Below are 26,298 nucleotides of genomic sequence, written 5' to 3'. Positions count from 1 at the left end.
AATAATTAAAGATGAAAAAATACATTTCCTTATTAGTACTTATTTTTAGTATAAGCTCACAAGCTCAAGAATATAGAAAAATTGTGCCATTTCAGCACCAAAATAAATGGGGAGTTGTAGATTCTTTAGCTAATGAAATAGAAGCGCCTAATTATGAAAGTCTAAAGTTATTTAATGACTTTACTTATGCAGAGTTTGATGGTAAAGATTTATTTAATTTAAAAACGGGAGAAAAATTTAAATCTCCTGGAAAATATATAATAAATATTAACATAAATAATGAAGATTATTATTTATTCACCAACGAAAAAAACTCAGTTTTAATAAATTTTGAAACAAACGATACCATTGAGCTTTCTGAAAAATATATTTATGCTAGAGAAGTTCAACTGCACAACATTAATGGTGATAAAACCAATAGTTTATTAAAACTTTATCTAGATAATAATAAGTTTAAACTTTTTAAAAATGGTAATGCACTAACGCCATTAACTAATTTAACTTACGGATCGTCTAATCTTGAATTGATAGAGAAAGATATGCATCCGGTTGGATTAGCAATTAAAAATAACGGATATTATACTTTTTATAACGACACTTATAAAATGATTAAAAAAGTTAAAGTTCAACCTAATAAGAATGGTAATTATGAGTTTTTAGATGAAGTCGTAGTAAAGCAGTTATCAACGATTTATAAAGCTAAGGTAAATACTCCCGTTCTTACTATTCAGTCTTCTTGGGGCGGTTATTGGGATTTGAACCTTTATAAATTAGAACCTACTGAAGTAAATAATTATTATTTAGATAAGATTGGCTATTCTTCTTATATAAAAAATAAAAATAACGAAAGCATAAAAATAGCAGTTAATACGGAATCTTATAGTTATAAAAATCCTTACAAGATGATTATTATCGGAAAAACAAAATCTAGCTTCTTTTTCGATTCTAGATATATGAATTTATCACGTATATTATTCCCTGAAAAATACTTAAAGCAAGAATAGTAAGCTATTAGAATAGTATTTGTTGTTATTTAAGAAACCCAATCTTCAAAATAAGAAGATTGGGTTTTTAGTTTAGTATAGAATACAGATATCCGTAATCTAAATGGTATTAAAGTTGGTATCTTTATAGTCTTACTTTAAATAGTGTTATAATTTATTTTAAATATTTTGTGGACATATAAATATATTTAAGAAAAGTATTTTATAGTTTTACTACATAGTAATAAGTTGCACTTTTTCAAGCAGAATAGAACTCCATAATATGAAGAACGAAAATCAGATTAAATGCCCTAATTGTGGTACGTCAATAGATGTTCAAGACATTTTATCGCATCAACTAGAAGAAGAAATAAAACAAAAATATCAGTCTCAAATTGCAGAAGAGAAAAGAAAGTATCAAGGAGAGCAAGAGAAACTGAAACAAGAGAAAATAGTTTTTGAGCAAAAGAAAAGGCAAGAAAATGAATTGTTTCAAGAACGATTAGAAAATCAGCTTAAAGCAGATAAAAAAGAAATTGAAGCTAAATTAAAGCTAAAATTAAAGGAAGAACAGTCTGAACAGTTTAGTGCCTTACAAAAGGAATTAAATGAAAAATCTGAACAGGTAAAAGAACTAAACAAATCTAAAGCTGAAATAGAAAAGCTAAAGAGAGAGAAGTCAGAGCTTAAGGATGCAGCAGAAGCAGAGGCACAGAAAAAATTAAATGAAATTCTTATTTCTGAAAAAGAGAAGATTAAAAAATCTGAAGAAGATAAAAACGAATTGCGTTTTAAAGAAATGCAAAAACAGTTAGAAGACCAGAAAAAGCTTACTGAAGAAATGAAACGTAAGCAAGAGCAAGGTTCTATGCAATTGCAAGGAGAAGTACAAGAATTGGCAATAGAGGAGTGGCTGGCATCACAATTTCCGTTAGATACTATAGAAGAAATTAAAAAAGGAGCTAGAGGCGGAGATTGTATACAAATTGTACATACTAGAACAGAGCAGAACTGCGGTACTATTTATTACGAAAGTAAAAGGACCAAGGATTTTCAGCCAAGTTGGATAGAGAAGTTTAAAGCAGACATTAGAGATAGAGGGGCAAATATTGGAGTTTTAGTTACAGAAGTTATGCCGTCTGATATGGACCGAATGGGCTTAAAAGACGGAATCTGGATTTGTAATTACGAAGAGTTTAAAGGATTGTGTACTGTTTTAAGAGAAGGCATTGTGCAGGTAAACAATGCTATAATGACCCAAGAGAACAAAGGCGATAAAATGGATTTGCTTTATGATTACCTTACCAGTACTACATTTAGAATGCAGATTGAAGCTATTGTTGAAGGGTTTACACAAATGAAATCTGATTTAGAAAGTGAAAAGCGTTCTATGCAACGAATTTGGAAACAAAGAGAGAAGCAAATAGATAAGGTGGTAACCAATACTATAGATATGTACGGTTCTATTAAAGGTATTGCAGGAAATGCAATACAATCTGTAAAAGCGCTGGAGTTGCCTGGTTATGATGAGGAGTTAGACATGTAACTTGTTTATACTCTTTTGCTTAAATATAAATGAGAAGTGCAATAAGCGAAAATTAAATAACTTTAAACAATTGATTTGCAGGGGTTTAAAAAATAAAAGCATTTTATTTTCTATTTTATTAACTATTATGTAGTCTTGTTAGTTTATTTGGCATTATCTTTGCAAACATATTATCAAATTATTAATTACAATATTATTATGAGTAAAGGAACAGTAAAATTTTTCAACGACACAAAAGGATTCGGATTTATAACTGAAGAAGGAGTAGACAAAGATCATTTTGTACACATTTCAGGATTAGTAGATGAGATTCGCGAAGGTGACGAAGTTGAATTTGATTTACAAGAAGGAAACAAAGGATTAAATGCAGTAAACGTAAAAGTTATCTAATTATATATTTCAAGTTTTTTAAAAGCCCATCAATTTATTGATGGGCTTTTTATTTTTATATACCTCACCTACAATACCCCAAATTATACTACCCTAAGATTACAATACTTCACTTCAATTATTTAAAAAGTTTAAAAGCATTACGAATAAAGATTAAATAGATACGAATATATATACGTCTATTAATCTTTTGACCCTCCATTCTATATTTACACCATATAGAAATGCTTTAAACAACAAACTATTAATTTAAATAATTACCTATGAAAAAAACAATACTATGCTTATTGGTATCTGTAAGTACTTTTGGAAGCTATGCTCAGGAAAAAACTGACGTAGTATATAGAAGAAGCTCTCTGTTTACTGTTATGGTTACAGATGAAGATAGAAAATATGCAGATGTTATTGAAGAAGCTTTTATCTCGGCAGATATTCCGGAAAAGTTTAATAACCACAACATCGATTTAAGAACAATGCCTAAAACCTACGATTCTTCTTCTTCTAAGGAAGAAATCAAGGCGGCTCAAAAAATTGCTATTCAAGAATATTTTTCAAAAAATAACATTGCAAAAGCAGTTGTAGCTAAATGGTTTAATAGAAGTGCACAAGGCGGTTTTAATATGGACCTTATTTCTGAAAGAGGCTCTTATAACGCTACAGACTTAGACGTAAAGATTGCTAAAAGCAGTGAAAGAGGTTTGGCTTTATTAGCAGATGCTGGAGAAGAGCTTATTAAAACAACTTTTGTTGTAGTTAATGATTTTGACTACATAAGTAAAGAAGAAGTTGCTGAAAAAGCAAAAGAAGGATTAGGATTTGCATCTAGCTTAACTGGTAATAGCGGTTTGGGAAATAAAATAGCAAAAAAAACCCTTGATGTTGCAGGTAAAGGATATGTAATAAAAACAACATCTAACCTATACAAATTGGTTTGGGATGAAGAAACTGCTGCTATTTTTTACAATGATTATTGGAATGATGATGCAGACATAGATCAAGCAAGAAAAGTTGCTTTTGAAGAATCTGATATTTTTAAATTAGAATTAGTTGGTACAGAAATAGCTTGGGCAGATTTACAAGCAACGTCCTTTACCAGAAAAAGTGAAGAACAATTAGTTGCAGTTGCTACAGTTAAAGCTGTTGATGCTGTAATTGCAAAATTGCAAAGAAAATACGAAGTGTTTAGAACTAAGACACCTTTACAGAGTGGTGATCCTTTAGCTGCTAAAATTGGACTAAAAGAAGGTCTTGAAGGTGGAGATAAATACGAAGTTTTAGAACAAACTATAGATAAAAACGGGAAAACATTTTACAAAAGACAAGGTATTATTAAAGTTGATAAAAAACAGATCTGGGACAACCGTTTCTTAGCTGGTGAAGAAACTGAAGCACCTAAAGATGTAAAAGAGTATACTTTATTTAAAGGTGGTAAAAACTACTACTCAGGAATGTTAATTAGACAAATTAATTAAACGTAATACAATGAATAAATTTATATCAAAAATTGGCGTAATAGCAGTACTACTAGTATGCTTTAGTTTTAATGCCAACGCACAACGTAAAAAAGCAAATAGAGATACTAAACAGTGGAGGTATGATGTGGAATGTGAAGGCATTGCAAAGCAAGGCTCTAAACTTGTAAAAGTTTGGTCGTACTCTAAAAACCCAAAGTTTGCTATTGAGCAAGCAATGAAAAATGCCGTACACGGTATGGTTTTTAAAGGATATTCTGGCGGTGGTAATGGTTGTACTTCGTTTAAACCATTAGTTACAGACGTAGGAGCAGAGAGTGAGCACGCTGTATTTTTTGCAGATTTCTTTAAAGACGGTGGCGAATTTAGAAAATACGTTACAGCAGCAGCAGATGGTAATATAGCACCTGGTGATCGTTTAAAAGTTAGCAAAAAAGAATACAAAATAGGAGTGGTTGTTAATGTTTCCACAGATCAATTAAGAAAAGCATTAGAAGCAAAAGGAATAATTAGAGGTTTAAGCTCAGGATTTTAATCATAAAAAAATAAAATAATGAAAAAGAATATTATAGCACTTGTTGGTTTTTTAATGCTAGCAGTATCATTCAGTTTTGCTCAGGCAAAGAAACCAACCATAATGGTTGTACCTAGTGATGTTTGGTGCAATCAAAACGGATATATGTTAAGTTACAATAATCAAGGAACAATTGTAAAAATTCCTGATTATAAAAGAGCTTTTCAAGAAAATGCAGAAGTATTACAAGTAATTAGTCAAATTAACGGTATGATGGCTGAAAGAGGTTTTCCTCTTAAAAATATGGAATCTGCTATTAAAACATTAGAGTCTAATGCAGCAGAAGACAACATGCGTTCTTCTAAAGATTCTGGTAGTGGTGTAAGTGAAAGTCCAATAGATGCACTTAAAAAAGTTGCGAAAGCGGATATTATTATGCAGTTAACTTGGACAATTAATAAAACGGGACCTAAAAAGTCTATTAACTTTAATTTACAAGGTTTAGATGCATATACAGACAAGCAAGTAGCTACAGCTTCTGGTACAGGAGCTCCTTCTTTTGCTGCTGAAGTACCAGTTTTACTTTCAGAAGCAGTATTATCTCATATGGATAATTTCTCTAGTTCTTTACAAACGCATTTTGATGATATGTTTGAAAACGGACGTGAGATTATCATTAGAATCCAGAAATGGGACGATTGGGATGGTGATTTAGAAACTGAATTTGGTGACGATGACGAAGAGTTAGGAATTGTTATTGAAGATTGGATAGCAGATAATGCAGTTAAAGGTAGATTTAACACTACAGATATGACAGCAGATATGGCTTTATTTGAGCAAGTTAGAATTCCTCTTTTTAATGAAAAAGGAAGAGCTATAGATGCTAGAAGATTCGTTAACGATTTAAGCAAAAAATTAAAAAATGATCCTTTTGGAATTCCGAACAAACTTGTTATGAAAGGTTTAGGTAGAGCAACAATTATATTAGGAGGTAAATAAAACATAGAATTATGAAAAAATTATTATACATACTATTATTTTCTGTTGCAGGCTCAATGGTTGCTCAAGAAAAAATAAATACAGACGGTATTGCATTAGCGACCTATGTACCACAACAAATTGAAAATGTACCAGCTTCTGCAAGAAAAATGCTTGTAAATAGATTGGCACAGATTATTACTAAAAATGGAATTAGTGAAAACCCGTACAACTCTAGGTTTGTATTGGTACCTAATGTTACTGTTTTAAGTAAAGATGTTACAGCAACTGCACCACCAAAAATAGCATTAAATTTAAATGTTACATTATATATTGGCGATGGCATTGCAGGTACAATATTTGCTAGTGAGTCTATAGAGTTAAAAGGTGTTGGTACTAATGAGACCAAAGCGTATATGTCTGCTATTAAAAGACTATCGCCTAAAAATGCTCAGGTTTTAGAATTTGTAGAAGCAGGTAAGACAAAAATTATAGAGTACTATAATGCTAACTGTTCTAACATTCTTAAAAAGGCATCAGCTTTAGAAGCTCAGAATCAATTTGAAGAAGCATTGGTTTTATTAACTACGGTTCCTGAAGCGAGTACTTGTTTTGATAAAGTAAAATCTAAAATTAAAGTTTTATACCAAAAGAGTATTGATAGAGATTGTAAGCAAAAGCTTTCTGAAGCAACAGCGATATGGTCTGCAAATCAAGATTTAAATGCTGCTAACGAAGCTGGAGCTATTTTAGCTAGCGTAGAACCACAAGGTTCTTGTTACTCACAAGTAAAGTCTTTATATGCTAAAATTGCAGCTAGAGTTAAAGATGTAAGCGATAGAGATTGGAAATACCAGTTAAAAGTTTTAGACTTAAACGAGACTTACATTAAAGCAGCTAGAGATGTTGGTGTTGCTTACGGTAAAAATCAGCCTCAGAATGTAAATTACAATGTAAGAAGTTGGAGATAATCGTATTTTTTTTTATAAGATAGATTAGTTTGTTTAGAAAGGCCCGTCAAATTTATTTGATGGGCTTTTTGTTTTATACAAGTGTAGAACTAAAGTTTAGTACCCATTTTAAAAAGGATAGCCAATAGCAAAGTTGAACATTAGATTATCGTCACCACCATCAAAAAAAGGAATTCTACTACGTTCTCCTCCTGTAAGATACGGCACTCTAAATGGCGATGCTAAATCTAAACGAATAACAAAACTTTGTACGTCTACTCGCAAGCCAAAACCAACTCCCGCTCCCAATTCTCTAACCCAATCGTTACCAAATTTACCTTCACTTTTTAATTGCTCGTTAAAAGCGATGCCTTCTGCCGTTTCGTCATCAGATATTTCTGGATCGTATGTGAGCCAAACATTACCAGCATCTGCAAACAAGGCTCCTTTTAAGTAAGAAAAAATAGGAAAACGATATTCTAGATTTGCTTCTAAACGCAGGTTACCAGACTGATCAAAATAAGAAGAACTAGCATCATCCGTAGAAAAAGTTCCTGGTCCTAAAGATCGTATACTAAACGCTCTAACACTATATGGTCCGCCAGAAAAGTATTGTTTTACAAATGGCAGGGTAGTAGAGTTACCATATGGTAATCCCCAGCCAGCAAAAGCTCTAGCTATAAATGTTTGTTCATTTTTCCATTTAAGATAGTATCTAAAGTCTACATCTAATTTTGCATACTGTGCATAATCTAAACCAAAAGCAGTTTCTTTTCCGCCATTTAAAAGATGTAAGGCATTACCAGCGATATCAAAATTTGCAGAGATAAAAATAGGCTTTGTTATACTTTCATCTACCAATTCGTTATATGTAAATTTGTAATTAAGTCCGGCTATAAATTGTTGTTCAAAACTACTTTTTAGATATGGATTATCATCTAATATTTCTTCAAACTCCGTGGTAGTGTTTGTTAAGTTTACATAGTTTATACTTACAGGATTTAACTCGTGATACACATAGTCATTGGCTTTCCAGATGTAACCAAAAGAAGTATTAAAAGACGTTAGCGTGTACAATTTACTTCGATCTAAAAAATCTGCACCCAAGCTAATTTTTGTTTTAGGAACATTATATTTAAACCTACTTGGAGAAAATGGCACCAATCTAGGAATAATTAAATCTGTTTTTAAACCACCGGCAATACTACTAAGTCCAGAATCGCTACTGCCAGAAAGTTGAGTTTCGTAAGAGAAACTACCTGTTATGCTTAACGTTTCTCCACCACCAAAAACATTTCTATTGTTGTAAGATAGTGAAACTCCTGGGCCGGCAAAACCGTTAGATTTGGTAACACCTTGCAATTCTGCTCGCAAAGACCTTTTTGTTAACGGAGACAAGTAAATATCCATATCTAAAGAACCAGAACCGTCTGTGACCGCAGTAGTATCTTTTTCTTTAAATTGAATGTTTACAAACTTATAACTTCCTATAGATGACAACCTGTTACTTGTAAGTCTGGCTGTATTTGCATTGTATTTTTGACCTTTTTTAAAAAGAATATAAGGTTGCAATTGTTCCGGTTTAAAAAACTCATTTCGCTGTATAAATTTAATTCCGTTTACAACACTGGTTTGGTCTACAGTAGCTGTATCGCCAATAACATATTTAGGGTAAACCGTAATAGAATCTATAGTATAGGGTATGGTAGACTTTGGAGGTGTATTTTTCTTTAAACGAAGAAAAAGGTCAAATTTAGACGTATCGTATCTATTGGTATCTGCTTCAAAAATTAGAAAATCTGAATTAAAATTGTAATATCCTCGCTGTTTTAGACGATTATCTATACGTTCTCTCTCAAATTTCATCAATTCTAAATCAAATCTATTTCCGGGTTTTATTTTAGTATCGGCTAGTATTTCTTGAATTTCATTGTAAATAGGCAAGGAATCTTTGTCTAGCTCAAACTTTTCTAAGCGATAGGGACGGGGTGTAGTTGCGGTATAGGTAACACCTGCATATTTTTTGGTGCTATCTATTTCAGATTTTACTTTGCTATAGAAAAAGCCTCTATTATCTAGTCTGTTTAGTATTAGTTTTTCTACACGTTTAGGATCTACATCTGATAAAAAAACAGGCTCTTCTCCAAACTTTTTATTCAGCCATTTGTTAATAAATCCTGGTTTTTCCTTTTGTGCTTTGTAGTGATAATACAAGCCAAAATTACTTCCAAGAAATTTAGAATTTGGTTGCAGCGGTAGTAATGTATTTAGTTCTTCCTTTATTAATTTTGTTTTTATAGTATCTTCTTCTGTTTCTACTATTATTTTAGAACCAGCATATAATATTTCATCCTCTGGGATAAACTTAGCTACACTACATGAATAGCAAACCACTAGTGTTAGTAGAATAAAAATATAATGATATGATGCGTTTTTTTTCAAATTAAAGTATGCTTTATTGTTTAGGATTACTTTTACTATTTGCGTCTTTTTTATTGGACTTTTTCTCTTCTTTACTTTTAGCCTTTTCTTCTTTTTTAATAGGATTAAATAACTCGCTAAAACTATTAAACTCTCTATTAAAAATTAAGGCTACACCAGTTAAAATAAGCTGACCATCGATAACATTCTGGTATTCATTTTTACGAAAACCTTTAAGTCGGTATCTACCATCTTCAGACAGTAAATACTCTAAACTTACATTACCAATAATAGGTGTTTCTCCTTGGTCTTCTTGTGCGCTACCTTCTACATCTACAGCGCTACCTGCAGACACAATTAACCTGTTATTAAAAAGTTTTTTCTTGGCATTAATGTTAAGTTGTGTTCTGTCTTGCGGGCTCTCTCCTTGGTAATCTGTAAAGCTATCCAAATCAAAATCGAGCTCAAATCCAGAGCTTCCAAATATCTTATCAGAAAAAGCATTTAATTCTCCTGAAAGTACCTTGTTTACGTTATTACGTGCAATTGTTGCTGTACCGCCGCCACTACCATCACTACCCGTATCTGGGAAAAACCGATTTAAAGCCAATAAAGAAAACACCTGTTTATTTAGTTCGGTTTCTTGCTCGTTTAACTGTTGTACTCGTGCGTAAACAGCGCCACTTAAAGAGCCTTGTGCTTCCTCTGGCATATCCAAATCAAAAGACAACTCAGGTTTTAACAATTGTCCGTCTACATTTAAATACACTAGAAAAGGCAAAACTTGTTGGTATTTACTAGAAACGCTGGCATCTTCACTAGAAGTAACACTTGCCATTAACGTACTTGCAGATGTTTCTACATTATAAATAGCGGTAACATCTAGATCTGCATCCATAGGGTTTCCTTGCCAAGTAATAGTACTGCCTGGTTTAATAGTAAACTTGCGTTTTACTAAATTATAAAGAATAGTCTCGTAATGGCCATCTTTAAGCTCGTATCTTCCAGATAGACTCATATTTCCATTAGAGCTCATACCAAAATTTAGAGCAGCATCTCCAGAAACTCTTAGGTTATCTCCCGTTTTTTTATCAATTATAACATTAAAAACAGCATCATTAGCAATTTCTAAAACCGTATTTACTTTGTATCCTTTTAAAATAGAAGAAGACTCTTCATTGTCTTTACGGGTTAATATATCATCTGGATTTTCTCTATTTACAAAAATTACAACACCATCTCTTTCTTCTACATCTAATTGCGATTCTGGCACTACAAATGTCATGTCTGTAACTTTACGCACTCTAAGTAAACCAGTAACAATAGGGAGGCTCATATTGCCTTTTACAGTAATATCTGCATCCATACTTGCTTTACCATAAAACAACTCGTTATCTTCTTTGGTAGAGTTCATAACTTGGAACGCATCTGCTTTTAAATTAAGATCAAAAGTGGGATTGGTTAATTCTTCTGTTTTAACAGCTCCATTAAGGGTAAAACTATCGCTATTGTTGTCGTTAATCTCAAAATTATCTAGGAATAAGCCCAAGTTATTAATCTTTAGTTTTTGATTAGAAATTTTAAAAACCGAATTTAATGCTGCTACTTTAAACTGCGTATTGTTAAATGTAAAATCTCCTTTGTATTCTGGATCTGTAGTAGTACCAGATACTTTTACAGTACCAGAAATGGCACCTTTTGCGTTTGTTATTGCACCTTCTACAAAAGATTCTATACTTTTTAATTCTAGTTTATTAAGGTCTAAATCTAGATTCAGTTTTGCGCCATTCTCGGCAGCAGCATAATCTCCGCTAAGATCCATATCTATACCGGCATCTTTTAAAGATAGGTTAAAATTGTATTTAGAATTACTTGTAGATTCAGCTTTAAGACTAAGATTACCCAATGAGTTTTGTAAAGCTTTTAGCTGATTAATTTTAAAATCGGCTACAATTCCAGATGCTCCAAAAGGGTTTTCTACCACCAGGCTTCCATTTACCAAGCCAGAAGCTAGTGCTTCATCTGGATTTAATAAACTTAAAAAGGTCTGTAGTTTAAAATTATCAAAAACAACACCAAGATGTTCTTGAGTACTGCCAGCAATAGTATTACTAATTACTAGTTCTTGCGTGTCTTGGGTAAATTTTACGTTTTTAAAGTTGAACACTTTTTCTGCAATGGTAATGTTATTCTCTTGCGGAATTGTCCATTGCTTTTTATTAAAAATAAGTTCTGACGGGTTTATATGAACCTGAACAGTATCTTTAGCTAGCGTTACTTCTGATGCTATATGCACCAATTTTTTATCATCGTCAAAAGATGAAAAATCTAATAAAAGCGCATTGTTTTTTAAATTACCTGTAAATAATGTTTCCTTAATTAAAATAGGATCTGCTACCAAACTTTTAAGTCCGACAGAGAAATTTAAATCTGTAGCATTGCCTTTTACCAATACATTAAGACTATCTATGGCAGTACCATTATATACCGCAGAAGGCATTAAAAGCTGTGCACTTATATTTTTAGTCGCAGCATTAAAATTAGCTTTCATTGTTATAGAATCTAATTGCTCTACGCCATTGAATAAAACATCGGTTAAAATAGGAGAGGGCTTTAGTAGAAAGTTTACATCTACGACAATAGGACTCACAATAGTATCTATTTCTTGAGTAGAAAAATAACCTTTAAACTGTTTGTCTATGGCAGAAAAAACAAGTTCTGGTGAACCATTAGAGCTTAAGTTTCCTTTAAGAAAATCGCTAGAAACAAGCACATTTGTATTGTTGGTATCAATTTTTGCATCTACTGCAATAGTATCCATTCTGTATTGCTCGTTATTATAGACGGCAATAGTTTCTGTAATATCTATTTTTAACTTAAAATCTTCCGGATTACCACTAAAATTGGCATTTAACTTTGTTCCAAGTTTTACATTTTCTTGCGTAACTCCCAATGCATATAAATCTGCACCAATAAGATTTAGTTTTAACTTTATGTTAGAAGCAATAGAATCTAGCTTAAGCTGAGTATTTGTTTCTATGTTTAAATTATCATCCTTAAAATTTAGATCAATATTACCTTTGCCATTTGTAATTTCCCCGGATAAATTAAGCGGAGAGAAGTCGTAATTATTAAAATCTAAAGCAGTAAAACGGGTGTCTAAAGTAGCATTTAAGGTGTTTATACTAGAACCGTTACCAGCAACATCCATTGTAAAAGAAAGTGCACCTAGTTCTTCGTTTTTTAGAAGTTTATCTAATTGTAACTTATCAACCTTTAAATTACCAGTAAAAGCTATTTTAGTAGCATTGCTATAAGTACCGCTAAGTTTTGCTGTTCCTTCAGGAATTTTAAGCTCTAAATTTCCTTTTATATTGGTTGGACTGCCACTTGCCATAGCAGTTAAAGCAATGGTTTTTGGCACAGAAATTCCTAGATCTTTTTCAGAAACAAAATTTAAAACATCTTTGCGAGCTGTAGTTGCTTTAATGGTGTTAAAATTGAATAAAAGGGATTCAGGATCTGTAATAGTATACAATTCTCCTTTTGCTATTAATTGAGTGTTTTCTCCCCATTTTAGTGTTACATCTGGAATTTTAAGAGCTTTTAGGGTTCCTTTTGCAGTAATATTCCCTGTAATCTGTTTTTGAGCAACCTTAGTAAAATATTCATTTTTAGCTAATTCTGGTTGAAAAACAGAAGCATCTGTTACAGCTACATTTAGCTTAGGTATGGCAATATTTATACTTGCTAATTCCGGAGTATCTATAAGTTGTTGTAAAGAGGTGTAATTAAGGGATGCATTACCAGATAAAGCACTCTTGTTGGTTTGTAGTTCTAGATTAGAAACTGCAACAGAATTGTTATCTATACGAGCTTTAAAAGCGGCATTTTTTAGTTTAAAACCACTTTGCTCATTAAAAGAGAAAGCATGTAAGTATACAGTGGCTTTACCCGCGGTATAATTTATATTATTAGCTTGTACCTTAAAATCTGTAATAGCTATTGCCGAAGCATTAAACAGACCTACAACAGGTTTTTGGTCTCCGGTTAAGACAGTTATATTATTGTCTTTAAAATCTACTTTTTGTACTTGCACAGTGTATGTAGGCCATTTAAAAGTAGTATTAGTTTTAGGTACACTAAGACTGTCAGTTTTGCTTGCTTCTTGTTCAGCTGTTTTTAAGTATACGGTAGAATTTTTTAAGGCTACATGATCAATGTTAAAAGCATTATGAGTTAGATCTATTTTTGGTGCATCTACAGTGAAAGTGCCAATATGTACCGTTGCCAGCATATGATCTGGAACCGATTTATAGTTTGCTTTTACAGCCTCTAAAGATAAGTTGTTTATAGCAAAATAGGGTAGCAGAGATGCTGTAGTATCTTCTTCCGTTATAGGGAAAGCTTTGGTTTGCGTGTAATTAATATGGGTTTGTTTTATAGCAAGTTCATCAACTATAAAACGCATTTTTTCTAGATTAATCTCCTCTATATCTAACGCTAAGTTTCCTAATTTAAAATGGCTATTTATCCCTAAAAAATCATCATTGTAGGTAACATCAAAATCAGAAAAAGAAACAGTGCCAATAGTAATATCTAAGGGTTTGCTTTCTGTGGGAGTTGCTACCGTATCTTGTGTAGCAAAAGCATCGACTAAAAAACTAAAGTTAAATTTTTCAGTGTCTTCTTTTCTCGTAATGTTGGCTTTTAAACCATCCCATTCTAAATGTTTTAATTCTATACCGTTCCCCCAAATAATAGGTGCAAATGGTAGATTAGCCTCTACGTTTTTAGAATACACTAGTGTGTCTCCTTTTTTGTCTTCTAAATAAAGGCCTTCTAAAAAAATGTTACCTGAAAAAGTTAAAAAAAGACGATCTATACGTACCTCCGTATTTGTTTTACTAGAGACGTAATTTACAACCTTGGTTACTATAATATCTTGTCCCCACTGACTTCTTATAAATAGGATAACACCTATAAAAAGGAGCAGAAGTACGGCAAGTACTTTAAGGGAACGCTTAAGAATACGGTTTTTCTTCTTTTTCATTTAATCCGCAAATATCTAATAATTTTATGGAAAGCATATTCTTTACGGCACCTACTTTTGTAGAAGTATAAGAATTAACATCGATCTATAAAAATATAAAAGGTACAACTATATATTTGGGACTTAGGTAGCTATGGTTTTAATGGGGCCTATTTTAGAAATAGATCTGAATAATAAAGCTGCATTTTTTATAAAATTGTAAAATGATTTGTATTTTACTAAAAAAATAGAAGTAGAATGAGCAAAGAAAAGTTTATGCAAGAAGCTGTAAACGCAGCTTTAAAAGGAATGCAAAACAACGAAGGCGGCCCATTTGGTTGCGTTATAGTTAAAGACGGAGAAATTATTGGGCGTGGTAACAACAAAGTTACCTCTACCAATGACCCAACAGCACACGCAGAAGTTACAGCCATTAGAGATGCGTGTAAAAATTTAGACTCGTTTCAGTTAGACGGTTGTACAATTTATACCTCTTGTGAGCCTTGTCCTATGTGTTTAGGGGCAATTTACTGGGCAAGACCAGATAAAGTGTACTACGGAAGTAGCCAAGGAGATGCCGCTAATATTGGTTTTGATGACGAGTTTATTTACAAAGAAATTCCGTTACCGTATAGCGAAAGGAGTATTCCTTTTGAGCAACTGGCACCAGAAATAGCTATAAAGCCTTTTCAGGAATGGACTAAAAAAGTAGATAAAACAGAGTACTAGTTTGTAGCTGCACATCACTTTTAAAGCTCTAATTAAAACTAGTAACCTACTGGTATTAATTAGAGCTTTTTTTATTAAAATCGATGCAATTTAATTCTAGTTTTTAGAATGCTACAAGTACCCTGTAAAATGGGAGCTTGTTCTCACTACTAATAGGCTTCTATTGTAGTCTAATTAGCGCTAACTTTGTTATACGAATTGTGTTCTATAGTTTTTTAAAAAATGAGTCAGATAGTGAAGTACGTAATTTTAATTGTTATACTAGGTGTTATAGGTTTTTTAATACAAGACTATATGTATGACTTTCCTATTTCTTATGTAGCAGGCACAAAGGTTACCATAGCTAGTGACTATATTAAAGACAGCTTGTTTAAAAGGTTCTTAATTCCTATTGTTATTGCTAGCGTGCCTTTACTGTATTTATTTGTTAAAAAAGTAACACAATTAAAATCTATATCTGGGCTAGTTTACTTTGTTATCTTTAGTACAGGTATCTTGTTTTGGGCTTTTAGGATTAGTACATATATAGAGGGTACCGTTTCTGGAGAAATTAGCAATTTAAAAGAAGTGGATTTTGGATATTATTTAATGTTTGGTTTTATAACCGGCACAGTAGTAAGTATTTTAATTTTTAGAATACTAGAGCGCAAAACTCATCTATAAAATTTGCATCTACTTTTTTTATCCTTTTGAGAACAGTAGGAGCAATTACCAAATAGGGCATAAAAGAACAGCTAATTACGTATTTATGAAGAATTTTAGATTGCTATTACTTTTATTAATTTTTTCGTATGCAGCTAAAAGTACAGCTCAAGAACTAAAAGAATTTGCTACCGAAGAAAAAAAGACAACAATTAAAAATAGTACAAATTTTATTCCTGACGGATATGAAATTGTAACGGAAAATAACAAGGACAACATTTGTATAGCAGATTTTAATAACGATACTATTTTAGATTTCGTGGTTCTACTAGCAAGCGGAGAAAACAACAAAGCGTATGCTAACTCAAAAGATATTAGACTAGCTATTTTTGAAGGGCAAAATGATGGAACTTTTAAGTTAAAAAATCAGACTGGTAACTTAACCTATGCATTTATATATTACAGTATAGCAGATCGTTTAAGTGTAGATGCTAAAAATACGATTCATCTAAAGCATCAATCTATGAGACATGATTATATTTTAAAAATTAAATATCAGAATACAACTAAAGACTATGTGTTAATAGGAGCAGAGTATGCTAATTACGGTAGTGGAATAAGTTCTAGAGAACATAGCAGTACCAATTTTATTACAGGGGAAAGGATTTTTAAGGGCCCTAAAAATAAAATTACAAAAGTAGCTACAAAGCTAAAGCCTATAGCTATAATTAGTGACGACACAGTGTACGATCTAATAAGCGATTAATAATACTATTTTACGTATTTTAAAAAACAGACATGTACTACATAGCCACAATAATACTCACAATAATTTGTACACTACTACTTGGCATATTTAAAAAGTACGCTATAAAAAAACCTAAAAGCTATTTGTATGTAGTAAGTAGTATTGCTGTAATAGTTAGTTTGGCAATAGGCCTTTTATTAGGTACAGCATATAACCATAGTGTAGATATTCCTTGGTGGATATTTAGTATCCTAAGCTTTATTATTATAGTACTACCATCTATTGTAGTATTGGGTATACTGCGCATTAGACTGTTTATTTTAAGAAAGTATAAAAGCTAATATCGCTTTAGTTTTAAAATGAAATAGATACACATTTTTAAAAACGAAACAAATGGCACTAAAGAATAGGTTAGCGGTAATAGGTTTGGTTTTTTCAGGAGTATTAACATTGTTCTATTACTACAAACTAGCTGCATTGGGCTTTCCAGACGGACATTTAACTACCTACACTAGGTTCTGTAAAGATATTTTATTTCCTGCCTATTTAGGACTTACTACTGTGTTTTTAATTGCATTTAGCCTATCAATATATAAAAAAAGAAAATCAAAATTGCTACTAATTGTATATAGTAGTTTGTGTGTTTTGTTCTTTCTGCTAGAATATTATTTTTCTGTACATCTAGAAAACGGACAAGGAGGGTAGTGCTCTATTTTTATGAAAAAAGCATAAGGTGCATCCTAATACAACATAAATTATTTTACTAGCGGAATAATTTACGGCCTTCTTTTTATTTTACAAATGACTTAAGTCATAGTATCAGCAAACTTGCATCCCTACTTTTACTATAAAAATTAATAGTATGAGCGATTTTAGAAACAGACCAAAAGATCAGTATATTAACGAAGCTAATTGGCAAGAGTTATACGTATTAACAGAACACTGGAAATCTGACCTCTTGTTTTATAAGGACGACTTAAGATTTTTACACGAACTTATTGAAAAATATTTAATGTGGATTTCTAAAAAAGAGAATTTAGATTTGGTTAAAGAATTAGAAATTAGCCTGTTGGATGTAGAAAAACAATGTATCTCTTTAGTAGAACGTACTGCACTGCATTTACATCACTTAGCAGAGCTACAAGAAAACCCTTTTGCCTATGATTCTCATAAGTTTAGAGCAGAACACGGTGTTTTAGAAGATGATTTATCACGTTTTGTAAAGGATTTTAGAAAAAACAGAAAGGAAATTTTTGGTATAACAGAGTACATTATTGATGGTGAAAAATTCGTGAGACAATACACGGACTTGGTAGATTAAGTTGTAATTTTAAAATTAAAACTTATGAAAAGTGTAGATGAAATTTTAAAAGAAATTACGGACCTAACAACAGAGATAGAGACCAATTACCCGGAACTGTATCGCAACTTAGATGAGGAGCCCATAACACTAAAAGAGGGCCATAGTTCGCATTTAAACAAAAAAGCATTACAAGACTACTTAGAGGGGTTAAAGGAGTTATTAAAACATCATACATAAAAAATGTATAACAAGTAGAATGTAAAGATATGGGAGAAATAGCTACGTCTAATAGGCAAATTACAATGTATTACAGTTCCGAATCTGTTAGAGCAAAACAAACTTTGGCCTATGCAAAAACGGAGGGTTATATTATACATGAAGTAGATATCTTAAAAGAAAAACTTACGGGAATACAAATTATAGAATTGGCAGATCGGTTGCATATAGCGGTTTCAGATCTTGTAAACCAACACCACCCAGCGTATACCTCTAAATTTGAGCCGCATAGTTTATCTACTAACGATTGGATAAAAATGATACAGCACAACCCTAATATAATGAAACAACCCATTGTATTAAGAGGAGATATGACCATTTTAATAGAAACACCAACAGATATTCTTAAAATTTAGAATGTTGGTTTTGTGGTAACTACAAATACATAATACAAATGAATTTCAAGAATATAACTGTAGCAGGCAGTGGAGTTTTAGGATATCAAATAGCTTTTCAATCTGCTTTTTATGGCTTTAACGTAACTGTTTACGATATAAATGATGCTGTTTTAGAAAAAGCAAAAGCAAAATTTGAAACTATGAGCACTGCTTTTAAAACAGATTTAAATGCAACGCAAGAACAGATAGATCAAACGTTTCACAACCTAAGTTATAACTCGGATTTAGAAATAGCAGTAAAAAATGCCGATTTACTCATAGAAGCGGTACCAGAAAACCCTGAAATAAAAATAGAGTTTTATCATAAATTAGCAAAAGTAGCACCAGAGAAAACAGTTTTTGCTACCAATTCGTCTACACTTTTACCAAGTACGTTTGCAGCGGCAACTGGGAGACCAGAAAAGTTTATAGCCTTGCATTTTGCCAATACCATTTGGATACATAATACGGCAGAAATTATGGGACACGCTACCACAGACCCAACGGTTTTTGCTGCTGTAGTAGAATTTGCCAAAGCAATAGGTATGCTAGCTTTGCCATTGCATAAAGAGCAACCAGGATACATTCTTAATTCCTTATTGGTGCCATTGCTTACTGCTGCAACAGATTTATTGGTTAGTGAGGTTGCAGATCCAAAAACCATAGACAAAACTTGGATGAAAGCCACTGGAGCTCCTTTAGGTCCTTTTGGTATTTTAGATGTTGTAGGTATTACAACAGCCTATAATATTAATAAAATAGAAGCAGATAAGACTAAGAATGAGTTAAAAATAAAAACAGTACAATTCCTAAAAGAGAATTATATAGCTAAAAATAAATTAGGTGTTTCTACAGGAGAGGGCTTTTACAAATACCCAAACCCGGCGTATAAAAACCCTGACTTTTTAACGTAAGGTATTTTTAAAATATGATATAAGTCATTTTATATCTGGTGATTAGTGGTTAAATTAGAGCATAATTAAAACAAATCCATCAAGATGAAAAAAATAGTAATTCCTACAGATTTCTCAGAAACATCTATGAATGCCATAATGTATGCCGTACATTTATTTAAGCATGATATAAGTGAAATTACTATACTGCACGCCTATGCAGATGAAGTATATAAAAATACGACTACATTGGATAGGGACGATTTTGATGAATATAAAGATGCCTATCAGCAAAAAATAGAAAAAGCATTACAAAAAGAAGTTGCAGAAATATTAGAAGTTTCTCCTAACCCAAAGCATAAATATACGTACACTGCTAGTTTTGGTAGCTTGGTAGATGAGATAAACCAAATTGTAGACAAACAAAATGCAGACTTGGTAGTTATGGGCACTAAAGGCAAAACAAACGACCGTAACATTACCTTTGGTAGCAACACCTTACAAGTTATAAAATATGTAGAATGTCCGGTTTTAGCAATACCTGTAACGTACCACAGAGAGTATCCTAAAAATATACTCTTTCCTACAGATTATATGTTAGCCTATAAACGCAGAGAGTTAAAGTTGGTAAGCACCTTGGCAAAAAACTATGGTGCAGCTGTAAATTTCTTGTATGTGTCAGATTTTAAACCATCGTCGCACAGGCAGTTAGACAATAAAATGTTTTTAGATAGCTCATTTAAAGAGAATAGATGTACTAATTTAAAAACCGCTGGGAAAGACATAACAGCAAGTATAAATAATACCATAGCAGATCAAAATATAGATATGTTAGTAATGGTAAACCGCAGACACTCATATCTAGAAAACATACTATATAGCTCTACCATAGAGGATATTGGACTGCAAATTAAAATACCATTTTTGGTACTGCAAAACATTAGTCGTTACTAACTTATAAGCAGTTTTACGGTAGTAAACACAAAGCGTAGGTTTTTTATATAGGTTGATGTGCATTCGGTTTCATTAATTTATGCACGTTTGCAATAGTATTTTATAGGCGTTACATTCAATTTTTAATCAATTTTAAAACTATAGTTATTATGAAAAAAAGAATACTATTACCCACAGATTTTTCAGCAAATTCTAATAACGCCATACAGTATGCTACTCAGCTTTACAAAGAGGAGGAATGTCAGTTTTTTGTACTGCACTCTTGTTATGTTCCAGGGTATGCAAAAAGCAACCTCTTAAGTGTAGATAATGTAGACCAAACGGTAACGGAAGCCAAAGAAGAAGCAGAAAAAAAGATGGAAGCGTTAAAAACACAACCTCCATTTAACACTAAAAATACCAACCATACATTTGAGTACCTTATAGAAATTGGCGACCTCACAGACAACCTAAAAGAGACCATTAAAAGTAAAGATATTGCTTTGGTACTTATGGGTACAAGAGGAGAAACAGACAGCAAACATCTAATTTTAGGTAGTAATGCCGTAGTAGCAATGGAAAAAATTAGAGCTTGTCCAGTACTAGCCATTCCTGGACATATTACCTATAAAGTAGCGGCCGAAATTGTGTTTCCTACCAGTTTTAAAACCACCTATAAAGAGGCAGAATTGGCAACTTTACTAGAGATTGCTAAGTTAGCCAGTGCAGCAATACGCGTATTGTATATTCAGAAAGACTTGGAATTTAGCAACCAACAAATAGAAAATAAAGCCGTTTTAAATCAGATATTAGCACCCGCTATATTCACACATCATAAATTATACAATCAAAATTTGCATAACGGTGTACGCTCTTTTGTACAGAGTAGAGATAGTGGTATGATAGCTTTTGTAAACAAAAAGCACAATTTTTTTGGTAGTATATTCTCTAACCCAATGGTAAAAGAGTTGGGTAATAATACCAATGTACCCATATTGGCATTACATACTATAAAAAACTAAAGCAACCCCATAACTATAGTCTTAAAAAGCCCTTTTTGGGCTTTTTTTGCTTTTAAGAGCAAAGCGTATCTCAATTTTACTTTTTATTGACTAAATTGTGTCAAACACAGAAACATTACGTACAGCTGGTACAATTATAAAATACAATTATGAAAATAAACCTATTATCTTGTGATGCTCAAAGACCAGATAAAAGAGCCATAGCCAAATGCATAACAGAAATTTCAGATGTAGATGGCTCCTTGGCTAATGAGTTAACAGAAATACTTTTAGAAGGCGATGCCGTAGACATAGAAATAGAAGATAAAAACACAGGTTCTGCCTTAAGAGCATTGCGTAAACTAGATATAGATTACGAGATTGTAGAGTAATACAACAAACACATTATAAAAAGCCATTGCAAACTATTGTAATGGCTTTTTTTTTACTACAATAACAATTAGTGTTATGGTTTACGTTTGATAATTCTTACAAATACATTTGTTATACTTGTCAATTATGATAGTTAATCCATTTTCTTATATTTTTTAAATTAGGCTATTTACTTACAACAATTAAAAAAGCAAGACGTTCATAAAGCTTAAACCACTCAAACAAATGACCAAACAACCGACATTAATAATTATACTTATTTTATCTCTTTGTCTTTATAACTGTAAAGAAAGTGAGAAGGTTTTAGATGATAAAATTGAAATTTTAAAAGTATTAAAAATTTGGAATCAGAATCATAATACTAAAGATCTAAATAGTTTAGCAAACCAATATAATACGACAGTTAATTATTATGGAAAAGAAAAATCACAAGAGTACATAAGAAACGACAAGTCAACTTTATTTGATCAGTATAAAGACTTTAAACAACTAGATATAGAAATTAGTGAAGTTTATAAGGATTTAATTAATAATAAAATTAAAATATCATTCTTAAAAAAGGTGACCGTAAATTCTATAGATAAAGATTATCCATCCTATTTAGTGTTTAAAAAAGTAGCTAATGAATGGAAAATTATTGAAGAGAACGATTTAGTTACAAGTGATATTAATTTTAAAAAAGAAGAAATTAATAAGGCTAAAAAAATACAAGGTGATTTTAATGGAGATGGCGAAAAAGAATATGCTTGGATCGTTGATCCTAAAAGGTTATTAGATTCCGATTATATATTTGATGAGAGCAAACTAGAAGAAGGAGAATTGTACTTATTACAAGATGAGTACATTGGAGGAACTAAGGCTGTAATACATTTTTCTAATAAAAATATTTGGCCAATTACGGTGAACTCAAGTATGAGTGAGTTATCTACTTTAGGAGATTTAAATAATGATGGATCAGATGATATATTAGTTTATTCTTCTGGTAGAAGAAATTCAGCTCTAAGAGTAATAAATGCGAATAATTATTATAAACCAGAAATTATAGATCCTTTATTTGTAAACAGGAATATTTTTGATACTGTTCAAAAAGAAGATATGCTAAAAATAGTAAGCCCTAATATTATTAAGGTTACTTATAGTGAGTTTTCAGATTCTGGCGAGTATAAATTAATAACTAAGGAAATTAAATTATAGAACAACACATTATAAAAAGCCATTGCAAACTATTGTAATGGCTTTTTTTTGTTTACTACATTTTGTAGCTTTTTAAAAGGATAAAAAGACAATTGTGGGTATAAGGTTCCCAACTATAACGTATTTGTACCCAACTATACATTAATGGGCTTGTCTTATCTAAAATAGATTTACATTTCTTGCTTAAAACTAAAAATCATCCGCATTTACAGTTACACTTGTTATTGCGTTAAATAACAGTGGTTAATTTTATATAGCGTTGTATTATTTTTTTATAGAGCATTACGGAAAAACGTAAAGAAGCCGTATTGTTTTTTAGGATATTTACGAGTAAGAATTTAGATAAATTAGATATCTTTAGAGCTTATACAATTAGCTCTTTTAGTGCATTAAATAAATAAATTAATGATTCATAACGAGGATTCCAGAGTTAAAATTCCGTCAATACTTCATTTAATTCAATTGGGTTATACATACCTTTCTTTGAAAGGAGCTCAATGGGACGAGAATACGAATATTTTTACTGCTATTTTTAAAGAGCGTATTCAAAAGATAAATTCTAATTTATCAGAAAAGGATATTCAAAAAGTATATGATGATATTTCTATTTCATTAGAATATGAAGATTTAGGTCGCGCTTTTTACAATAAACTCATAGATCAATCGGGCATTAAGCTTATTGATTTTGAAAATTTTGATAATAACTCATTTCACGTCGTTACAGAATTACCCTATAAAAAAGACGATGAAACCTTTAGACCAGATATTATTCTTTTAATTAATGGAATGCCTTTGGTTTTTATTGAAGTTAAAAAGCCGAACAATAGAAATGGTGTTCGTGATGAACACAATAGAATGCAGCGTCGTTTTCAGAATAAGAAATTCCGAAAATTCATCAACCTAACACAACTTATGGTGTTTTCTAACAACATGGAGTATAGTGAGGATGATACCCAAATGCTAGAAGGTGCATTTTATAGTACTACAAATTACAGAAAACCAATATTCAATTATTTTAGGGAAGAAGAAACCTTTGATTTAAATACGATACTAAAACCGCTTTCAGAAGAGGATGAAATCTTTGTTTTAAAAGATACCAATCTTTTAAGTATTAAAAATTCAAAGGAATATCAATCTAATAAAGATCCAAATAAAGCAACCAATTCTATTTCAACATCCTTATTTCAACGCGATCGTTTAAAATTTATATTACGATATGCTTTTGCTTATGTTGAAGAAGAAAAAGGTTTAGAAAAACACATTATGCGTTATCCACAACTATTTGCTACCAAAGCGATAGAAAACAAGTTGGAAAACGGTATTAAAAAAGGAATTATTTGGCATACGCAAGGTTCTGGTAAAACAGCCCTAGCATTTTTTAATGTTAAGCATTTAACGCATTACTTTCAGCAGAAAACCATTATACCTAAGTTCTACTTTATTGTTGATCGCATAGATTTGTTAGTACAAGCGGCAAAAGAATTTAATGCGCGTGGTTTAAAAGTACACACCATAGATAGCAGAGATGCTTTTAGTAAGGATATTAAATCGACCCAAGTTATCCATAATAATTCTGGTCAAGCAGAAATAACGGTTGTAAATATCCAGAAGTTTAAAGACGATCCCGATGTTATTAAAAACAACGATTACAATTTAAGCATACAGCGTGTTTTCTTTTTAGATGAAGTTCACCGTAGTTATAATCCAAAAGGTAGTTTTTTAGCTAATTTAGAATTAGCCGATAAACATTCCATTAAAATAGGATTAACAGGAACACCATTGTTGGGTTCAGAATATAATTCTAAAACCTTATTTGGTGATTATATTCATAAATACTACTACAACCTATCTATTAAAGATGGTTACACTTTACGATTAATCCGTGAAGAAATTGAAACCAATTATAAGTTGGTATTACAAGAAGCTTTAGAAAATATTAAAGTATTACAAGGTAATATTGATAAGAAAAAACTCTTTGCCGATCATCGTTTTGTAGAACCTATGCTAGACTATATTGTAAAAGATATGGAGCAAGCTAGAATTTCTATGAATGATAATAGCATTGGTGGTATGGTAGTTTGCGATTCGTCTGACCAAGCTAAAATGATGTATGACATTTTTGAAGAAACTTATGCTGATAAAAAAGCATCTTTATTGAATTCTGCAGCAGAAGAACCTGCGAGTTATGGTAGCAAAAAGAAAGAGGAGAGTAAAGTAAATACAGCACAAGTTATTTTACATGATATTGGTACTAAGCAAGACCGAAGAGATTGGGTATCCGATTTTAAAGCAGGTAAACTCGATTTACTATTTGTATATAATATGTTACTTACTGGTTTTGATGCCAAACGTTTAAAGAAGCTCTACATAGGTAGAAAAATTAAATCACATAACTTATTACAAACACTTACACGTGTTAATAGAACTTATAAGGCACATAAATATGGTTTTGTAGTTGATTTTGCAGACATCCAAAAAGAGTTCGATAAAACCAATCAAGATTATTTTAACGAGTTGCAAAGTGAGCTGGGAGATGAAATGCAGCATTATTCTAATCTGTTTAAAAAACCAGAGGAAATAAAACAGGAGATTGAAGAAATAAAAGATGTTCTTTTCAAATTTAATACCGAAAATGCGACTATTTTCGGAGATCAGATTTCTGAAATTAATGATCGTACGGAAATACGCCAGATAGCTAAAGCCTTAAACAATTCTAAAGAGTTATATAACCTAATCCGTTTATCTGGTAATTTTGAATTACTAGAAAAATTAGACTTTAGAGCACTTTCTGTTTTAGCACGATTAACTAATGATAGATTAGCATTAATAAACACCAGAATAGCATTAGAAAATAATGTTGATACCGAGAACATTTTAAATACCGCTTTAGAAGATGTTATTTTCGCTTTTACCAAAGTGAAGGAAGAAGAAATGGTATTGGCAGACGAGTTGAAAAACACGTTGGGTAAAACCCGAGAAATGTTAGCAGGAAATTTTGACCAGAAAGATCCTAGTTTTATATCGCTTAAAGAAGAACTAGAACGCTTGTTTAAGAAGAAGAATTTAAGCGAGGTTACCAAGGAAGAAATGGAAGCCAACATAAAAGCGTTAAATGCCATTTATGATAAAGCTAAAAAACTAGAGCGCGAAAATCAGTTACTAAAAGCGAAATACGATTACGATGCTAAATATGCACGCATCCATAAACGATTAATGGAAAAAGATCCATTAACCGATAGTGAACGCAAATTATTTGATGCCCTAAAAGGATTGAAAACAGCAGTAGATACTGAAATTCAGCAAAACTCTAAAATTTTAGAAAACGAAAGTTATGTAGAAAAAATGATGATGCGTTTAGTAGTGAGCCAATTTAAAAAAGAACAAAAAATAGACATTAATACTACCGACGTTAGGCGTATTAATAGCATTATTGTAAAAGAATACATGAACGAATATAACGGTAACGTTGCATAATTGAAGCGTGAAAAAGCAACTATTAAGAAATCCTTAATAGTTCAATAAT

Annotated in this window: 23 protein-coding genes; 21 read left to right on the top strand and 2 right to left on the bottom strand. The window is 31.6% G+C overall.

Annotated features, from left to right (window positions below):
• Positions 1-11: 11 nt before the first annotated feature.
• From M4I21_RS01700 to M4I21_RS01670, 7 genes are all read left to right on the top strand, one after another.
• Positions 12-1,004 (top strand): hypothetical protein, encoded by a 993-nt coding sequence (locus tag M4I21_RS01700; RefSeq protein ID WP_249557284.1) that lies wholly within the window; start codon positions 12-14, stop codon positions 1,002-1,004.
• 262 nt (positions 1,005-1,266) lie between these two features.
• Positions 1,267-2,529 carry a DUF2130 domain-containing protein gene (locus M4I21_RS01695; protein WP_249557283.1) on the top strand — a complete coding sequence of 421 codons (1,263 nt, stop codon included), beginning with the start codon at positions 1,267-1,269 and terminating at the stop codon, positions 2,527-2,529.
• Between the two features lie 198 nt (positions 2,530-2,727).
• Positions 2,728-2,919 (top strand): cold-shock protein, encoded by a 192-nt coding sequence (locus M4I21_RS01690; protein WP_072302199.1) that lies wholly within the window; start codon positions 2,728-2,730, stop codon positions 2,917-2,919.
• A 263-nt stretch (positions 2,920-3,182) separates the two neighbouring features.
• On the top strand, positions 3,183-4,391 hold the full coding sequence (locus tag M4I21_RS01685; protein WP_249557281.1) for a hypothetical protein: 1,209 nt from the start codon (positions 3,183-3,185) through the stop codon (positions 4,389-4,391).
• A 10-nt stretch (positions 4,392-4,401) separates the two neighbouring features.
• On the top strand, positions 4,402-4,926 hold the full coding sequence (locus M4I21_RS01680) for a hypothetical protein (protein WP_249557280.1): 525 nt from the start codon (positions 4,402-4,404) through the stop codon (positions 4,924-4,926).
• 18 nt (positions 4,927-4,944) lie between these two features.
• A complete protein-coding gene (locus M4I21_RS01675) occupies positions 4,945-5,904 on the top strand; it encodes a DUF6175 family protein (RefSeq protein ID WP_249557278.1) in 960 nt (319 codons plus the stop codon).
• Between the two features lie 11 nt (positions 5,905-5,915).
• Complete coding sequence (locus tag M4I21_RS01670; protein WP_249557277.1) at positions 5,916-6,854, top strand: hypothetical protein; 939 nt, start codon at positions 5,916-5,918, stop codon at positions 6,852-6,854.
• Positions 6,855-6,962: 108 nt separating this feature from the next.
• On the opposite strand, the gene tamL is transcribed toward M4I21_RS01670, so the two are convergent.
• Complete coding sequence (tamL, locus tag M4I21_RS01665) at positions 6,963-9,275, bottom strand: translocation and assembly module lipoprotein TamL (RefSeq protein WP_249557275.1); 2,313 nt, start codon at positions 9,273-9,275, stop codon at positions 6,963-6,965.
• A gap of 13 nt (positions 9,276-9,288) precedes the next feature.
• The gene (locus M4I21_RS01660) at positions 9,289-14,307 is read right to left on the bottom strand and encodes a translocation/assembly module TamB domain-containing protein (RefSeq protein ID WP_249557274.1); all 5,019 of its coding nucleotides are present in this window, start codon (positions 14,305-14,307) and stop codon (positions 9,289-9,291) included.
• Positions 14,308-14,544: 237 nt separating this feature from the next.
• Here M4I21_RS01660 and M4I21_RS01655 point away from each other — a divergent pair, with 237 nt between their 5' ends.
• The 14 genes from M4I21_RS01655 to M4I21_RS01590 all read left to right on the top strand — a co-directional run bounded on the left by M4I21_RS01655 (position 14,545) and on the right by M4I21_RS01590 (position 26,249).
• Complete coding sequence (locus tag M4I21_RS01655) at positions 14,545-15,015, top strand: nucleoside deaminase (RefSeq protein WP_249557272.1); 471 nt, start codon at positions 14,545-14,547, stop codon at positions 15,013-15,015.
• A 222-nt stretch (positions 15,016-15,237) separates the two neighbouring features.
• Entirely contained in the window at positions 15,238-15,678 is a 441-nt protein-coding gene (locus tag M4I21_RS01650) for a hypothetical protein (protein ID WP_249557271.1), read from the top strand.
• A gap of 85 nt (positions 15,679-15,763) precedes the next feature.
• Positions 15,764-16,423 (top strand): hypothetical protein, encoded by a 660-nt coding sequence (locus tag M4I21_RS01645; RefSeq protein ID WP_249557269.1) that lies wholly within the window; start codon positions 15,764-15,766, stop codon positions 16,421-16,423.
• 125 nt (positions 16,424-16,548) lie between these two features.
• Complete coding sequence (locus M4I21_RS01640; protein WP_249557267.1) at positions 16,549-16,746, top strand: hypothetical protein; 198 nt, start codon at positions 16,549-16,551, stop codon at positions 16,744-16,746.
• A 52-nt stretch (positions 16,747-16,798) separates the two neighbouring features.
• The gene (locus tag M4I21_RS01635) at positions 16,799-17,110 is read left to right on the top strand and encodes a hypothetical protein (protein WP_249557265.1); all 312 of its coding nucleotides are present in this window, start codon (positions 16,799-16,801) and stop codon (positions 17,108-17,110) included.
• 157 nt (positions 17,111-17,267) lie between these two features.
• Positions 17,268-17,726, top strand: coding sequence for a hypothetical protein (locus M4I21_RS01630; protein ID WP_249557263.1), 459 nt, complete (start codon positions 17,268-17,270; stop codon positions 17,724-17,726).
• 24 nt (positions 17,727-17,750) lie between these two features.
• Positions 17,751-17,945: a hypothetical protein gene (locus M4I21_RS01625; RefSeq protein ID WP_249557262.1), complete on the top strand. Its 195-nt coding sequence runs from the start codon at positions 17,751-17,753 to the stop codon at positions 17,943-17,945.
• Positions 17,946-17,974: 29 nt separating this feature from the next.
• Positions 17,975-18,340, top strand: a complete 366-nt coding sequence (locus M4I21_RS01620; RefSeq protein WP_249557260.1) for an arsenate reductase family protein — start codon at positions 17,975-17,977, stop codon at positions 18,338-18,340.
• 38 nt (positions 18,341-18,378) lie between these two features.
• Entirely contained in the window at positions 18,379-19,275 is an 897-nt protein-coding gene (locus M4I21_RS01615; protein WP_249557258.1) for a 3-hydroxyacyl-CoA dehydrogenase, read from the top strand.
• 84 nt (positions 19,276-19,359) lie between these two features.
• A complete protein-coding gene (locus tag M4I21_RS01610; RefSeq protein ID WP_249557257.1) occupies positions 19,360-20,208 on the top strand; it encodes a universal stress protein in 849 nt (282 codons plus the stop codon).
• A gap of 149 nt (positions 20,209-20,357) precedes the next feature.
• Entirely contained in the window at positions 20,358-21,209 is an 852-nt protein-coding gene (locus M4I21_RS01605; RefSeq protein ID WP_249557255.1) for a universal stress protein, read from the top strand.
• 149 nt (positions 21,210-21,358) lie between these two features.
• The gene (locus M4I21_RS01600; RefSeq protein WP_249557250.1) at positions 21,359-21,580 is read left to right on the top strand and encodes a hypothetical protein; all 222 of its coding nucleotides are present in this window, start codon (positions 21,359-21,361) and stop codon (positions 21,578-21,580) included.
• Between the two features lie 226 nt (positions 21,581-21,806).
• Positions 21,807-22,775 (top strand): hypothetical protein, encoded by a 969-nt coding sequence (locus M4I21_RS01595; RefSeq protein ID WP_249557248.1) that lies wholly within the window; start codon positions 21,807-21,809, stop codon positions 22,773-22,775.
• Between the two features lie 405 nt (positions 22,776-23,180).
• Complete coding sequence (locus M4I21_RS01590) at positions 23,181-26,249, top strand: type I restriction endonuclease subunit R (protein WP_249557246.1); 3,069 nt, start codon at positions 23,181-23,183, stop codon at positions 26,247-26,249.
• Positions 26,250-26,298 lie beyond the last annotated feature (49 nt).

Source organism: Cellulophaga sp. 20_2_10, from assembly GCF_023476645.1.
Classification (GTDB): Bacteria; Bacteroidota; Bacteroidia; order Flavobacteriales; family Flavobacteriaceae; genus Cellulophaga.
Note: the sequence above shows the minus strand (reverse complement) of the source record. Positions and strands in the feature narration are given on the sequence as shown.